The 14,512-nt window shown below is 69.8% G+C and carries 10 protein-coding genes; 3 read left to right on the forward strand and 7 right to left on the reverse strand.

Annotated features, from left to right (window positions below; genetic code table 11):
- Positions 1 to 31 precede the first annotated feature (31 nt).
- Positions 32 to 3,298 (reverse strand): RCC1 domain-containing protein, encoded by a 3,267-nt coding sequence (locus AC16DP_RS16510; RefSeq protein ID WP_483956800.1) that lies wholly within the window; start codon positions 3,296 to 3,298, stop codon positions 32 to 34.
- A gap of 163 nt (positions 3,299 to 3,461) precedes the next feature.
- Positions 3,462 to 6,764: an RCC1 domain-containing protein gene (locus AC16DP_RS16515; protein WP_329727150.1), complete on the reverse strand. Its 3,303-nt coding sequence runs from the start codon at positions 6,762 to 6,764 to the stop codon at positions 3,462 to 3,464.
- 508 nt (positions 6,765 to 7,272) lie between these two features.
- On the opposite strand from AC16DP_RS16515, the gene AC16DP_RS16520 reads away from it, so the two are divergent.
- Positions 7,273 to 7,536: a hypothetical protein gene (locus AC16DP_RS16520; protein WP_329727149.1), complete on the forward strand. Its 264-nt coding sequence runs from the start codon at positions 7,273 to 7,275 to the stop codon at positions 7,534 to 7,536.
- Between the two features lie 110 nt (positions 7,537 to 7,646).
- Here AC16DP_RS16520 and AC16DP_RS16525 read toward each other — a convergent pair whose 3' ends face one another.
- The 4 genes from AC16DP_RS16525 to AC16DP_RS16540 all read right to left on the reverse strand — a co-directional run bounded on the left by AC16DP_RS16525 (position 7,647) and on the right by AC16DP_RS16540 (position 10,313).
- Entirely contained in the window at positions 7,647 to 8,186 is a 540-nt protein-coding gene (locus AC16DP_RS16525; protein WP_329727148.1) for a hypothetical protein, read from the reverse strand.
- Positions 8,187 to 8,301: 115 nt separating this feature from the next.
- Positions 8,302 to 8,742 (reverse strand): OsmC family protein, encoded by a 441-nt coding sequence (locus AC16DP_RS16530; RefSeq protein WP_329727147.1) that lies wholly within the window; start codon positions 8,740 to 8,742, stop codon positions 8,302 to 8,304.
- Positions 8,743 to 8,769: 27 nt separating this feature from the next.
- On the reverse strand, positions 8,770 to 9,981 hold the full coding sequence (locus AC16DP_RS16535) for a deoxyhypusine synthase family protein (RefSeq protein ID WP_329727146.1): 1,212 nt from the start codon (positions 9,979 to 9,981) through the stop codon (positions 8,770 to 8,772).
- A gap of 44 nt (positions 9,982 to 10,025) precedes the next feature.
- Entirely contained in the window at positions 10,026 to 10,313 is a 288-nt protein-coding gene (locus AC16DP_RS16540; protein WP_329727145.1) for a hypothetical protein, read from the reverse strand.
- A gap of 106 nt (positions 10,314 to 10,419) precedes the next feature.
- Here AC16DP_RS16540 and AC16DP_RS16545 point away from each other — a divergent pair, with 106 nt between their 5' ends.
- Both AC16DP_RS16545 and AC16DP_RS16550 read left to right on the forward strand, forming a co-directional pair.
- Positions 10,420 to 11,247 carry a PHP domain-containing protein gene (locus AC16DP_RS16545; protein ID WP_329727144.1) on the forward strand — a complete coding sequence of 276 codons (828 nt, stop codon included), beginning with the start codon at positions 10,420 to 10,422 and terminating at the stop codon, positions 11,245 to 11,247.
- A 76-nt stretch (positions 11,248 to 11,323) separates the two neighbouring features.
- Positions 11,324 to 12,682 carry a cytochrome P450 gene (locus tag AC16DP_RS16550; protein ID WP_329727143.1) on the forward strand — a complete coding sequence of 453 codons (1,359 nt, stop codon included), beginning with the start codon at positions 11,324 to 11,326 and terminating at the stop codon, positions 12,680 to 12,682.
- Between the two features lie 118 nt (positions 12,683 to 12,800).
- On the opposite strand, the gene AC16DP_RS16555 is transcribed toward AC16DP_RS16550, so the two are convergent.
- Positions 12,801 to 14,342: a methyl-accepting chemotaxis protein gene (locus AC16DP_RS16555; protein ID WP_414640683.1), complete on the reverse strand. Its 1,542-nt coding sequence runs from the start codon at positions 14,340 to 14,342 to the stop codon at positions 12,801 to 12,803.
- Positions 14,343 to 14,512 lie beyond the last annotated feature (170 nt).

Below are 14,512 nucleotides of genomic sequence, written 5' to 3' on the forward strand. Positions count from 1 at the left end.
ATGGCGGGAGTGGAGCGGGAGGGACCGTTCCTCAGAAGCCGGACACGCGTGCCGGCGCCAGCTGCATGGACGGCACGCCATCACCGATCTGGCCGTAGTTGCCGAAGCCCCACGCCCACACCGTTCCATCCGACCGGAGCGCCAGGGAGTGGTTGGAGCCGGACGAGACGGACCGCATGCTGGTGGGCACGGACGAGGCGACGGGGGAGCGCTGATCCGTGGTGCTCCCCTCCCCCAGCTGGCTGGTGTTGTTGCTCCCCCACGCCGCCACCGTCCCGTCCATGCGCACCACCAGGGAGCTCCAGTTCGCGTCGGCGGAGATGACGCCGCTCAGGCCCGGCACCGTCACCGGCAGCAGGCGCTGGGTGAGCGTCCCATCCCCGAGCTGGCCGTAGTTGTTGTAGCCCCAGGACCACACCGACCCATCCGCGTGGATGGCCAGGGAGTGGTAGGTGCCCGCGGCGACGGACACCATGCCCGTGAGGCCCGGCACCTGCACCGGCGTCAGGCGCTGCGTCTTCGTCCCCTCCCCGAGCTGGCCGTAGAAGTTGTAGCCCCAGGCCCACACCGTTCCATCCCCGCGCACGGCCAGCGAGTGGTGGAGCCCCGTGGCGATGGCCACCACGCCACTCAAGCCCGGCACCTGCACCGGCGTCAGCCTGCGCGTGACGGTGCCATCCCCGAGCTGGCCGTAGGTGTTTCCGCCCCAGGCCCACACCGTTCCATCCGAGCGCAGCGCCAGGCTGTGGGCACTGCCCGCGGAGACGGCGACGATCCCGCTCGCGCCCTGCACGCGGACGGGAGCGAAGCGCGAGCTCGAGCTCCCATCGCCCAGCTGGCCCTGGGAGTTGCTGCCCCAGGCCCACAAGGAGCCATCCGACTGCACCGCCAGGCTGTGGTTGACTCCCGCGGCGGCGGACGCCACGGAGCCCAGGCCCGGCACCTGCACCGGCAGCGCGCGCTGGAGCCCCGTGCCATCCCCGAGCTCGCCGGAGCCGTTGTTGCCCCAGGCCCACACCGTGCCGTCCGAGCGCACCGCCAGCGAGTGGAGCCCGCCGGCCGCCACGCCCTTCATCCCGCTCAGGCCCGGCACCTGCACGGGCACCGGATGCAGGGTGGCCGTCCCATTGCCCAGCTGGCCGTACTCGTTGCCTCCCCACGACGAGGAGGTGCCATCCGCGTGCAACACCAGCGAGTGGCCATCTCCAGCCGCCACGGCCACCACGTTGGACAGGCCCGGCACCTGGAAGGGCAACGCCCGCTCGAGGGTGCTCCCATCGCCGAGCTGGCCCTGATCATTGCTGCCCCAGGACCACAGCGTCCCGTCCGAGCGCACCGCCAGCGAGTGGTAGTCGCCCGCGGCGATCGCCACCATCACTCCCGCGCTCCGCACCTGGACGGGCGTCAGGCTCTGGTCCGTCGTCCCATCCCCCAGCTGGCCGAGCAGGTTGTAGCCCCAGCCCCACACCGTTCCATCCGCGCCCAGCGCCAGCGAGTGTCCGTTGCCCGCCGCCACGGCCATGATGTTGCTCAGGCCCTGCACCCGCACGGGCGTCAGGCGCCGGGTGATCGTCCCATCGCCCAGCTCGCCGTCGGAGTTGTCGCCCCACGCCCACACCGTGCCGTCCGAGCGCACCGCCAGCGAATGATCGTACCCGGCCGCGACGGCCACGATGGTGTCCAGCCCCTGCACCTGCACCGGCGCCACCCGCTGGAGCGTCGTCCCATCCCCGAGCCGGCCCGCGCCGTTGAAGCCCCAGGACCACACCGTCCCGTCCCCGCGCACCGCCAGCGAGTGGTTGTGCCCGGCGGCGAGGTCCATCACCTCGCCCAGGCCCGGCACCGGCACGGGCTGCCGGCGCTGGGTGGTGCTCCCGTCGCCGAGCTGGCCGTTGACGTTGTCACCCCAGGACCACACCGTCCCGTCCGCGCGCACCGCCAGCGAGTGGCTCGTGGCCGCGGCCAGCAGCTGCACTCCCGTCTGGCCGGGCACCTGGACCGGCACGGTCCTCGGCAGGGCCGTCCCATCTCCGAGCTGGCCCACGGCGTTGGCGCCCCAGGACCACACCGTTCCGTTGGCCCGCAGCGCCTGCGAGTGACGGCCGCCTCCCGCCACGGGCAGCCGGACACGCTGGCCCAGGATGCGCGCCGGCCTCAGCTGCTGGCTGGCCTGCCCATCTCCGAGCTGGTTGCGCGAGTTGTCGCCCCACGTCCACACGAGCCTGTCCACGCGCAGGGCCATGGAGTGGGCGCCTCCCGCGGCGAGGCTCTTCACGTAGCCCAGGCCCGCCACCGTCACCGGGGAGAGCTGATGGGTGAGCGAGCCATTGCCCACCTGGCCGAAGTCGTTGTTGCCCCAGGCGCGCAGCGTGCCGTCGGAGAGCAACGCCAGCGAGTGCTGGTAACCCGCGGAGATGGCCTGCACTCCGGTGAGCCCCGTCACCAACGCCGGCACCGGACGGCGGATGGTGGAGCCGACGCCGAGCTGACCGGAGCCGTTCTCGCCCCAGGAGCGCACCGAGCCATCCACCAGCAGGGCCAGGCAGTGGTAGGTGCCCGCGGCGATGGCCTTCACGCCGGTGAGGCTCGCCACCTGCACGGGCGTCAGGTGCCCGGTGACGGAGCCATCGCCGAGCTGGCCGTAGTAGTTGTCACCCCAGGCCTTGACCTTGCCATCGGTGAGCAGCGCCAGCGAGTGGGCGTTGCCCGCGGCGATGGCCACCGCGGCACCGTTCAGGTCCTGCACCCGCATGGGGAAGGGGCTCGAGAAGGTGGAGCCATCGCCGAGCTGGCCGTAGTTGTTGTAGCCCCAGGTCCACACGGTGCCGTCGGAGCGCAGGGCCATGGAGTGGTAGTCACCCGCCGCGATGGCCACCACGCTGTCGAGGCCGAGCACCTGCACGGGCAGCATGCTCTGCGCGTCCGAGCCGTCACCGAGCTGGCCGAAGGTGTTGTCACCCCAGGCCCAGACGGTGCCATCGGCGCGCAGGGCCAGCGAGTGCTGGTAGCCGGCCGCGAGCGCCACCACGCTGTCGATGCCCTGCACCGGCACCCAGAGGGACTGTTGCATGTCCGTGCCGTCACCGAGCTGGCCGAAGGTGTTGTCACCCCAGGCCCAGATGGAGCCATCGGGGCGCAACAGCAGCGAGTGGGAGTTGCCCGCCGTGACCTGCTCCTGGCCGAGCGGCGGCGTGGATGGAGTGGTCAGCGAGATCTCCAGCACCGCGGGCTCGGTGGCCTGCGAACCTCCCTCCTCGGGAGGTGAACCACATCCCACGGCCAGACATAGCCCGAGCAACACACCCATCCATGCGCCCGGGCCACTCCCGGAAATCCGATTGCCTCTCATCTGGCTGCTCCCCTGTCGTTCAGCGGTGTGAAAGCGTCATGCAACCCTTCTTGCTGCGGACCCACTGCGCACCCGCCCGAGGAGGCACGGATGGGACAGCCACCCGTGCCGCTCAGAGTCCGGACACGCGTGCTGGCACCAGGCGCACGGACGGCACACCGTCCCCGACCTGGCCGTAATTGCTGTCACCCCAGGCCCACACCGTTCCATCCGCTCGCAGCGCCAGGGAGTGCCTCTCCGCCGCCGCGGTGGCCGTCACGCCACTCAGGGCGGCCATCTGGAGGGGAGTCGCCCGCGGGGAGGTGGTGCCATCCCCGAGCTCGCAATAACCGTTGTCCCCCCAGCTCCACAGCGTCCCATCCGTGCGCACGGTCAGGGATTGCCAATCCGCATCCGCGCTGCGCACACCACTCAATCCAGGAATGCGGACCGGCAGCTGGCGATAGGTCGAGCCGTCACCCAGCCCGTAGTAACCGTACCCCCAGGCCGACACCGTCCCATCCGCGTGCACCGCTAGCGAATGGCTGTAGCCCCCCGTAACGGACGCCACGCCACTCAGGCCCGGCACCTGCACGGGCAGCAGACGCTGTGTGGTCGTCCCATCGCCCAGCTGTGCCAGGGAATTGCTTCCCCAGGCCCACACCGTCCCGTCCGAGCCCACCGCCAGGGCATGGGCTCTGGCGGCCGCGATGGCCACGATGCCGCTCAAGCCCGCCACCTGGACCGGCAGCGAGCGCTGGATGGTGGTCCCATCGCCCAGCTGGCCATGGGTGTTGTCACCCCAGGCCCACACCGTTCCATCCGAGCGCAAGGCCAGGCTGTAGTTGCTCGCGGCGGAGACGGCGACGGCGCCACCCAGTCCCGACACCTGCACCGGCGACAAGCGCCCGGTCCTCGTCCCATCCCCCAGCTGGCCGGAATAGTTGTCACCCCAGGCCCACACCGTCCCGTCCGAGCGCACCGCCAACCCGAAATAGTCCCCCGCGGACGCGGCCATCACGGAGGACAGGTTGCGCGTCTGGACGGGTGTCAGGCGTTGAGTGGTGGTCCCATCGCCCAGCTGGCCGAGCGAGTTCCACCCCCAACTCCACACCGTTCCATCCGAGCGCACCGCCAGCGAGTGCCAGGGGCCGGCCGACACGCCTCGCATTCCACTCAGGCCCGGCACCTGCACGGGCAGCGGATGCAGACCGGCCGTGCCATCGCCCAGCTGGCCGAGGTTGTTGTCTCCCCACGACGAGTAGGACCCATCCGCGTGCAGCACCAGCGAGTGGGTGTCTCCGGCCGCGACGAGCAACACATCGGAAAGCCCCGGCACCTGGACGGGGGACCTGCGCGCGGTGGTCGTCCCATCGCCGAGCCGGCCATGATCGTTGTAGCCCCAGGCCCAGAGCGTGCCGTCCGCGCGAACCGCCAGCGAGTGGGAGGTGCCCGCGGAGAGGTCCATCATGTCGCTCAGGCCGGGCACCTGGAACGGCGTCGGCCGCGAGGTGTACGTCCCATCTCCCAGCTGGCCGAAGGCGTTGGAGCCCCAGGCCCACACCGTCCCATCAGCTGCCAGGGCCAGCGAGTGGCTGAGCCCCGCCGCCACGGCCACGATGTTGCCCAACCCGGGAACGCGCGCCGCGGTGGGACGCGAGGTGGTCGTCCCATCTCCCAGCTGGCCGTCGGAGTTGACGCCCCAGGCCCACACGGTTCCGTCCTGGTGCAGCGCCAGCGAGAAGGAGCCTCCGGTCGCGATGGCCACGATGGAGGCCAGCCCCTGGACCTGGACGGGCGTGCGGCGCGCGACGGTGGTCCCATCCCCCAGCTGGCCATTGCCGTTGTCACCCCAGGCCCACACCGAGCCGTCCGTGCGCAGCGCGAGCGAGTGATAGGAGCCGCCGGCCAGGGCCTCCACGCCGGTCAGTCCCGACACACGAACGGGAGCCAGGCGGCGGGTGGTGGTCCCATCTCCCAGCTGGCCGTAGGTGTTGTCACCCCAGGCCCACGCCGTACCATCCGTGCGCACCGCCAGGGAGAAGGGGTAGTGCCAGCTCCCAGCCGACACGGCCACCACGCCCGTCAGGGTTGTAACGCGGGTGGGCAGCATTCGAGGCAGCCCCGTCCCATCCCCCAACTGGCCATTGTTATTGGAACCCCAGGCCCACACCGTCCCGTCCGCACGAACGATGAGGGAGTGGCCACCGCCCCCATCAAGGGTCGTCGCTCTCGGGATGAGCACCCGCGCGGGCCTCGGCTGTTGGTTGATCTGCCCATTGCCGAGCTGGCCATGGGCGTTGTCACCCCAGGCCCACGCGATGCCATCCGCGCGCAGGGCCAGCGAGTGCGTCGCACCGCCCGCGATGCCTTTCACATACCCCGGACCCGAGACCGGCACGGGCGCGAGCTGCGAGGTGAGGGAGCCATTGCCCACCTGGCCGAAGTCGTTGTAGCCCCAGGCGCGCACCGTGCCGTCGGTGAGCAGCGCCAGCGAGTGGGCGCTCCCGGCCGCGATGGCGCTCACTCCGGTGAGGCCCGGCACCGCCACGGGCACCGGACGCCGGGTGGTGGAGCCGATTCCCAGCTGGCCGGAGCCATTCTCGCCCCAGGCACGCAGGGTGCCGTCGGTGAGCAGCGCCAGCGAGTGGAAGGTGCCCGCGGCGATGGCCTTCACCCCGGTGAGGCCCGACACCACCACGGGCGTCAGTTGCCCGAAGCCGGAGCCATCACCCAGCTGGCCGTAATAGTTGTCACCCCAGGCCTTGGCCCTGCCATCGGAGAGCACGGCCAGCGAGTGCCCGCTGCCGGCGGCGATGGCCACCGCGCCACCCAGGTTCTGCACCAACAGGGGGAAGGGGCTCGCGAAGGTGGAGCCATCGCCGAGCTGTCCGTAGTTGTTGAAACCCCAGGCGCGCACGGTGCCGTCTGTCAGCAGCGCCAGCGAGTGATTGTCTCCGGCGGCGATGGCCACCACGCCGCTCAATCCCAGCACCTGCACGGGCACCGGGCTCTGGGCGTCCGAGCCGTCGCCCAACTGGCCGAAGAAGTTGTCACCCCAGGCCCACACGGTGCCGTCGGAGCGCAGGGCGAGTGAGTGCTGAGCGCCGGCGGCAATGGCCACCACGTTGTCGAGTCCCTGGACCCGCACCGGAACGAGCCGGGTGGCATCCGTGCCATCGCCCAGCTGCCCGAAGAGGTTGTCACCCCAGGCCCAGACGGTGCCGGTGGAGCGCAACATCAGCGTGTGATTGGCGCCCGCGGCGACCTGATCCTGTCCGAGTGCCGGTGTGCTCAGCGCGACCGCGATCGTCGAGGGCTCGGCGAGCTGCGCGCCCTCCTCCTCTGGAAGGCCGCACCCCACCGCCAGACACAACCCCAGCCATAGCCATATCCAGGCATCCGGGAAGCGTCCCGGAATTCGATGGCTTCTCATGATGGATATACCCCTCCCCTTCAACTTCCGGCTTCCCCCCCTCCGGCCCAACGAGGGGGCGCGCATGATAAATCATCCAACTCGAGTTTTGACGTGAATTTCTCGGCTTTCTGCGCTGGCGGTCCTAGATAAGGTCTGGAGCGGACGGAGGAGAGGTGTCTCGCCAGTGCCGGGACGGTCACGAAAACTGTCATGGAAGAAAATTGAAGCAATCCAGCCATGAGCGGTCCGGTACCAGAATCCTGTCTCATGAAGGCAACCCGTTTCCTGTTCCCGCGTCTCCTCGGCCTGCTGCTCGGGCTGTTCGCCCTGCCCGTCCTGGCCGCCGACTCCGACAAGCCCACGGTGGCGGTGCTCTACTTCGACGACGAGGGCGCCGATGCCGGGATGCAGTTCCTCAAGAAGGGGCTGGCGCAGATGCTCATCCAGCAGGTTCGATCAGACCACGGCCAACAAGGTGGGCAAGCTGCTCGGGGCGCGCTACCTCGTCATGGGCGGGTAATTCGACGTGATGAACACCCTGCGCGTGGACGCCCGCGTCGTCGAGACCGGGACGGGCCGCATCATCCGTTCCGTCGGGGCGCAGGACACGCCGGAGAAGTTCCTCGCGCTCGAGCAGGAGCTGGCGCGGGAGCTCCGCGCCGTCTTCGAGGAGCTCGCCGCCCCGGAGGCCGAGGCCGGCAGGACGCCCGCGAAGCTTTGTAGTCCCGGTTGCGGGCCCGGGTGGCCAGGGCCACCAGGTCCTCCTGGGCCCGGCCCAAGTGCGGCGTGAGCTGCTCGATGCGTTGAAGCAGCGGCTCCAGTTCCGTCATGTCGCTCCCTCTCGTGGAAACCCCACCACCATCGGGAGGGCCCACGAGCGGGCGAGGGAGCGGGCACGGATCAGTGCGCCTCTCTCTCGGAGGGTGAGGGCGTGAGACGCAGCACCGAGCCCTCTCCCGGCTCGAGGAACGCCTCGTCCGAGCACTGCTGGCGCAGCCGCTCCAGGATGCGCCGCTGGTGCTCGGCCCGGGTGATGAGCGCGGAGAAGTCGAAGCGGCCCAGGCGCTCGTCCTTGCGCGACAGCCGCCGCAGCGTCCGCCACATCGACAGCCGCCCCTCGGTGCCCAGGCACAGCCCTTCCATCTCCACCACGCGGCTCAAGGGCGAGTAGCCCGTCAGCTGGCCGTTGAGCTTCAGGCGTCCCAGCTTCTCGCCCACCCAGGCCGCGCCCTGCTTCAGCACATCGTGCTTGAACCCCAGGGCCGACATCACGCTCAGCAGGATCGAGCGATCCTCCAGCAGCTCGCGATGGAGGGTCTCCAGGTACTCGCCCACGGCGTTGTCCGCGTTCTCCGCCTTCGCGCGGCGCGCCAGCTCCAGGCCCAGGGTCGAGCCCGCCAGATGATCATTCAGGTAGATCTTCAACAGCGCCGTGTTCACGCCACCCTCCTCGTGTGCGTCCCCACCGAGCGGAGGGTCGGCATGCCCGGGCGATGGCGCAGAGCACCATGCCCGGGCGGTTGGAGGGCGGACGGGAGAGCGGGCCTTCTTCCGCCTACCGGGCCTCGTCGGGGTAGCGGAAGGTCAGGGGAATCTTCACGTCCGGGTGCAGGCTGCGGGTGACGGGGCAGCCGTGCGCCACCTCCTCGAGCCGGGCGCGGTGCGCGGCGGAGAGGCCCGCGGGCATGTCGATCTCCAGCACCAGCTCGCCGATGCGGCGCGGAGGAGGCGTCATGCGCTTCTCCACCCGGGCGCGCGCGTCGCCGAAGGGAATCCCCTCGCGCGCGGCGGCCAGGGCCATGGTGGTGAGGGCGCAGGAGGCGAGCGCCGCGCCCACGAGGTCCGTGGGCGAGAAGGACATGCCGGTGCCGCCATTGTCCTTGGGGGCCTCGGTGGTGATCTTCGTGCCGGACGGGCCGTGCTCCAGCTTGCAGTGGAAGCCCGGCGCGCTCGCGACGGTCATCACGACGCCGGTGGCGGGAGTGGGTTGGCTCATGGTCGTGGCTCCTGTTCTGACGCCGCCTCAGCGGACGTAGGTCTCGTGCTCCGTCGGATCCGGCTTCGCCTCGTCGGGGCTCCAGTCGATCGTCTTCAGCAGCGACTTGCGGCGCTTCTGCACGTCCTTGTCGAGGAAGGCCACCGCCTCCTGCATCACGTCCATCAGCCGGCGCGGCTTGCGCTTCATCTTGGTGTCGCTGAGCAGCGCGTGGGTGAGCCACGGGAAGACGGCGGTGACGTCGGTGTGCACGTACATGGAGCCGGCCTCCACGGCCTCCATGGACACCTTGCCCCAGGTGTGGCCCTCACCGGCCGGGCAGCTCGAGAGCGCGCCGTTGTCCACCGGGTCCACGCAGAACTGCACGTCGATGTCGAAGCCATCCGTGGGCACGCCGAGAATCTGATCCAGCAGCGGCTCGCCCTGGAGCGTGTAGTTCTTGGGCACGCCGCCGCCGAGGATCCAGATGGCCATCTTGTTGGAGAAGTGGTGGCGGCAGTAGTGCTGGATCGCCGACATCCAATAGACGTCGTCGTTGATGTCGATCTCGAACTTGAACTCATCGCCCATGAGGCGCTTGAGCTTGACGGCGTTGAGGAAGATGGAGCCGTCTTGCACGGCGCCCACGAAGATGGGCACGCCGTGCTTGTAGCAGGTGGACAGCAGCGAGGGCTGCTTCACGCCGAGCTTCTTCTCGATGGCCTGGATGTTCTTGCCGAGCAGGTAATGGAACTCGGGCGTGGTCATCTTGCGCTGGAACTCGGGGCGGCGCAGGAGGGCGGAGAAGAGCCGGTCGGTGTCCAGCAGGGCCTCCTCCCAGAAGCCCAGATCGTAGATGCGGATGATGCGGGCCAGGCGGTACTGGAGATCTCCCGCGTTGGGGTTCACCTCGCGGATGGCGTGGCCGATGATGCGGTGGGCGTCGTGGTAGAGGTTGGCGCCGGTGGTGGTGAGCGCGGAGATGACGCCCTTCTCGATGAGGGGGATGATGCAGCTCTGGTGCAGGCCGGCCGGCGTCATGGCGCCCGAGAGCGTGAGGAAGATGGAGGCATCCACCTCCATGGAGCGGCGCATCAGCTCGAACGCGGTGCGCTCCTGGCGCCCCACGTAGGCCGAGAAGGCGTGCTCGAGCAGCTCGGTGGGCGACTCCTTGCCGGTGATGGGACGCGGATCCGCCTTGCGCGCTCCCGAGTAGTGGGCGCGCAGGTTCTTTCGGTTGTTCGAGGGGTTCTTTGCCATGGCGCGCGATCTACCACCGCCCGCGCGCCGAGGGGAGCACGGGTTTACTTGCGCTTCTTGCCCTTGCCGCCCTTGTCGGCCGGATCCACGTCCGGCGGCGTCAATTCCACCTCGGGAGTGCCCAGCACGCGCTCGCGCACCTGCTCGGCCGTCAGGTGCCCCGTGTCCGAGACGACACACGACACGTACGCCAGCTCCGCCAGGACCCGCTTCGCCCGGGCGCGCACGGCCTCGTCCTCGGAGGACAGCAGCTCGGACGCGGCGGAGATGTAGCTGCTCGCCAGCGACTCGAAGAGGTACACGCGGTTCTCGATGGTGTCGTCCTTGGCCATGACGCTCCTCCTCCCGGGGGGACTCACAGGCTGGCGAATCCAAGGGTTATCCCACATCCTATGGATGGTAGGTGGAGCCTTCAACCCGAGTCCCCTGGAGTGAGCGGTGATCGACTTGCATTCCCACACCACGGCGAGTGATGGCCAACACTCGCCCGCCGAGCTGCTGTCCCTGGCGGCGAGCGCGGGGGTGACGGCGCTGGCGGTGACGGACCACGACACGGTGGCGGGGTTGGCGGAAGCGGCGGAGGCGGCGAGGGCACACGGGGTGGAGCTGGTGCCGGGCATCGAGGTGTCCGCGTTCGTGCTGAAGAAGGAGGTGCACATTTTGGGGCACTTCGTGCGGCCGGACTTCCCGGAGCTGGCCCGCTTCGCGGAGCGGCTGCGGGTGGACCGCGAGCAGCGGATGGAGCGGATGGTGGAGCAGATGCGCAAGCTGGGCTTCCCGGTGCGGATGGAGGAGGTGCGGGCGATTGCCGGGAGCGCGCAGCTGGGGAGGCCGCACCTGGCGCGGTTGCTGGTGGAGAAGGGCTTGTGTCTGGACGTGAAGGAGGCGTTCGACCGGTTCCTGGGCGCGGGCAAGCCGGCGTGGACGGACCGGTTCAAGCTGGAGGGCCGGGACGCCATCCGGCTCATCCATCGCGCGGGAGGCACGGCCACGCTGGCGCATCCGGGCAGCTCGAAGCTGGAGCGCTACGACATCCTGCAACTGGCGCGCGAGGGCCTGGACGGCCTGGAGGCGCTGCACACGGACCACAACCCGAGCGTGCGGGAGAAGTATTTGAAGTTCGCGAAGGAGTTCGACCTGGTGACCACCGGGGGCAGCGACTTCCACGGCGAGCAGGTGACGCCAGGCAGGCGTCCCGGTGACTCGACGACGCCCCGTGAGAATTTCGAGAAGCTGCGCGCCCGGGCCGCGTCGGCGCGGGCATAGCGTGGCGGGTACGGACAATTTCATACACCGGGTGATGGGGTTGTGCCGGGCCCGCGCCGTTTGTATGCACAGGCACATGCAAGCTCTTCTGACGAACCTGTTCTCCCGCTCGACCCAACAGCCGGAGCTCCGAGAGGGAATCCCCGTCCTCCCGGGCGCGCTGCCCCTGGTGGGCCACTCCCTCTACACCATGGGCAACGCCCTCACCTTCCTCCGGGACGCGGAGGCGAAGGTGGGCCCGCTGTTCTGGACGAAGAACATGGGCATGTACACGCTGGTGTGCATGGGCGAGCCCGGCTTCGAGCTGCTCAAGAACAAGGTGACCAGCAGCGAGTTCATCCGCGAGGGGTCGCCGGATTTCGTGGGTGACTCGCTCCTGTCGCGGGATGGGACGCCCCACCGGAGCCTGCGCTCGGCCATGAGCGGGCCCTTCACGCCCCGGGGTCTGACGTCCAGCGGGGCCTCCGCGATTTCGGCCGAGGTCATCGAGTCCTATGTGACCCGCTTCCCCGAGGAGCCCTTCTCCCTGCTCGCCCAGACGCAGGGCCTCGCGCTCGACATCATCTTCCGCGTCATGGGCATCGACAGCAGCGAGATGGAGGCCTGGAATCGCAACTACCGCGAGTTCATCCTGGGCGCCCTCCCCATCAAGCAGGACTTCCCCTTCTCGCCCGCGAGGCGCGCCCGGCAAGGGCGGCTGTGGCTGGATGCGAGCTTCTCGCGGCTGATCTCCATGGCGCGGGGCAAGCCGGACATGCCGGGCACGCTCTCGGCGCTGCTGAAGACGCGCGATGAGGAAGGGCGCGAGCTCAGCGAGCAGGATCTCATCCAGAACCTGCGCCTGCTGGCCCTGGCGGGGCACGAGACGTCCGCGTCGGTGATGGCCTGGATGGGCATCGTGCTCGCCCAGCGGCCGGACCTCTGGGACCAACTGCGCGAGGAGGCGGTGGCGGCACCGGACCTGCCCCGCTCGCCCGAGGATCTCAAGCGCCACCCCTTCGCCGAGGCGCTCTTCCGCGAGGTGCTGCGCATGTACCCGCCCGTGTCGTCGACGGGGCGCCAGGCCAAGGAGGATCTGGAGCTGCACGGCAAGCGCGTGCCCAAGGGCACGACGCTCCTCGTCCCCCTGGGAGCCTACGGCTACGACCCGAAGCTCTTCCCCGAGCCGGATCGTTTCGATCCCTCGCGCTGGATGGGCAGGCGGTTGCCGCCGTCGGCCATCGAGACCGCGGCCTTCGGAGGCGGCCCCCACTTCTGCCTGGGCTACCACCTGGCCTGGATGGAGGTGGTGCAGTTCGCCACGGCCTTCGCGCGTGAACTGGCTCGCCGGGGGAAGAGGCCCCAGCTCGCTCCGGGAACCGCGACGCCCAAGCTGACCTACATCCCCTTCGGCGCGCCGCCGAAGAAGACGCGCATCCAGCTCGCTGCGGCCTGAGTGACACAGGACGACGCCGGCGCATGGCACAACCCGGGGTGCGGATACCCTCACCCCGACCCTCTCCCGGTGGGAGAGGGAGTGTCAGCGGAGGAATGTCCGAGGAGGCACAGGGCGCTCAGCGGTCGCGGGCGACCTTGAACTTGCTGGTCAGCACCGTGAGGCTGTCCGCCACGTTCTGCAGATCCTGCGCGATGCGCGTGGTGCGGCCCGTGGCGTCCACGCCCTGCTTCACCAGCTCGGCCACGTTGCGCGCGCCCTGCACGGCCTGCTCGCTGGACTGACGCTGCTGCCGCGTCGCGATGGTGATCTGCCGCGCCGCCTCGCTCGTGCCGCGCGCCAGCTCCACAATCCGCTGGAACACCGCCGAGGCCTGCTCCGCCACCTCCACGCCGCGATCGCTCGTGGCCATGCCCACGCGCGCCTTGGTGGCCGCCTCGTTGCCCGAGTCCTGCACCTTCTCCACGATGCGGGCGATGTCGCGCGCCGACGCGGACACGTTCTCCGCCAGCTTGCGCATCTCCGCCGCCACCAGCGAGAAGCCCCGGCCCACCTCGCCCGCCTTGGTGCCCTCCAGCGCCGCGTTCAGCGCCAGCAGGTCCGAGCGCTCCGCCACCTGGTTGATGACCTGGGCGATCTTCGACACCTGTTGCAGGTCCTGGTTGAGGCCCACGATGGCATCCGCCACGCCCTTGGACTCCATGCGGATGTCGTTGATGCCCGCCACCACCTGCGCCACCACCGCCATCGCCTCGGCCACCGCCTCGTGCGTGCGCCGCGCGCTGGACTCCACCACCTCGGTGGAGCTGGAGATCTGTTCCGCCGTGCGGCTCAGCTCCTCGAACGTCGCGGCGATCTGCTGCGCGTACGCCGCCTGCTGGCTGATGACGTGCTCCTGGTCCGCCGACGCGCCCGTCAGTCCGCGCGAGGCGCTGGAGAGCTGCTCCAACCGCGCCAGCAGTTCCGACACCGTGCCGCGCAGCGTGCCGAGCATCTCGTTGAAGGAGTGCGCCATCATGCGCACCTCGCCCGCCGAGGCCACGTCCATCTCGCTGAGCGACAGGTCTCCCTGGGACACCTCGCGCGCCGCCTGCGTCATGCGCGTCACCGGCTCGGCGATGGCCCGTCCGATGAAGAAGGTGATGAACAGGCCCACCACCATGGCGCCCAGGTACACGAAGAGGGCCTGCTGCATGGACTCCGGCTTCATCTGGTCGGCGTCCAGGCCCACCACGTAGGTGTGGCTCCCGGGCAACCGGCAGAAGAGCACCGGGAGGCCCTGCGGGTGCTCCATCGAGCACTCCTCGCCCTCCTTCGGCGTGCCCTTGAGCCCCTTCGGCAAGCCGCGCTCGGACAGCACCTTGTCCCCGGGCGAGAGCACCGCCTGGAAGGCCACCGCGCCCACCTGCTCCACCCGATCGAAGACGTTCAGGAGCTGCGGCACGGCCCGCAGACCGATGTCTCTCGAGGCCACGGGCTGGGACTCCGAACGATCCGGAGCCGTCACCCCCGCCTGCTCCAGCACGGCCGAGAGCTCATGCGAGGCGAGCAGACCCACGACCCGGGTGCGATCCTCGAGCCGCTCCAGCGACGACTTCCGCTGCTGCTCCGGAAAGTAGAAACCGCTGAACAGGGCCACGGCGATACTGGGAACCAGCACCGCGAATGCCACCTGCCAGCGCAAACTGAGACGACCCCACATGCCCGGGCTCTCTCCTATCTGATCGGAAGACGCGCCAGCCCGTGACCCTAGGCCCCCGGTGCGCGGAGCGTCAAACCCCCTGTCCGGGCCCCCGGGAGTGGCGGGCGGGCGGCCGAGCCCGTCCCGGG

The sequence above is a fragment of the Archangium sp. genome (assembly GCF_057119385.1).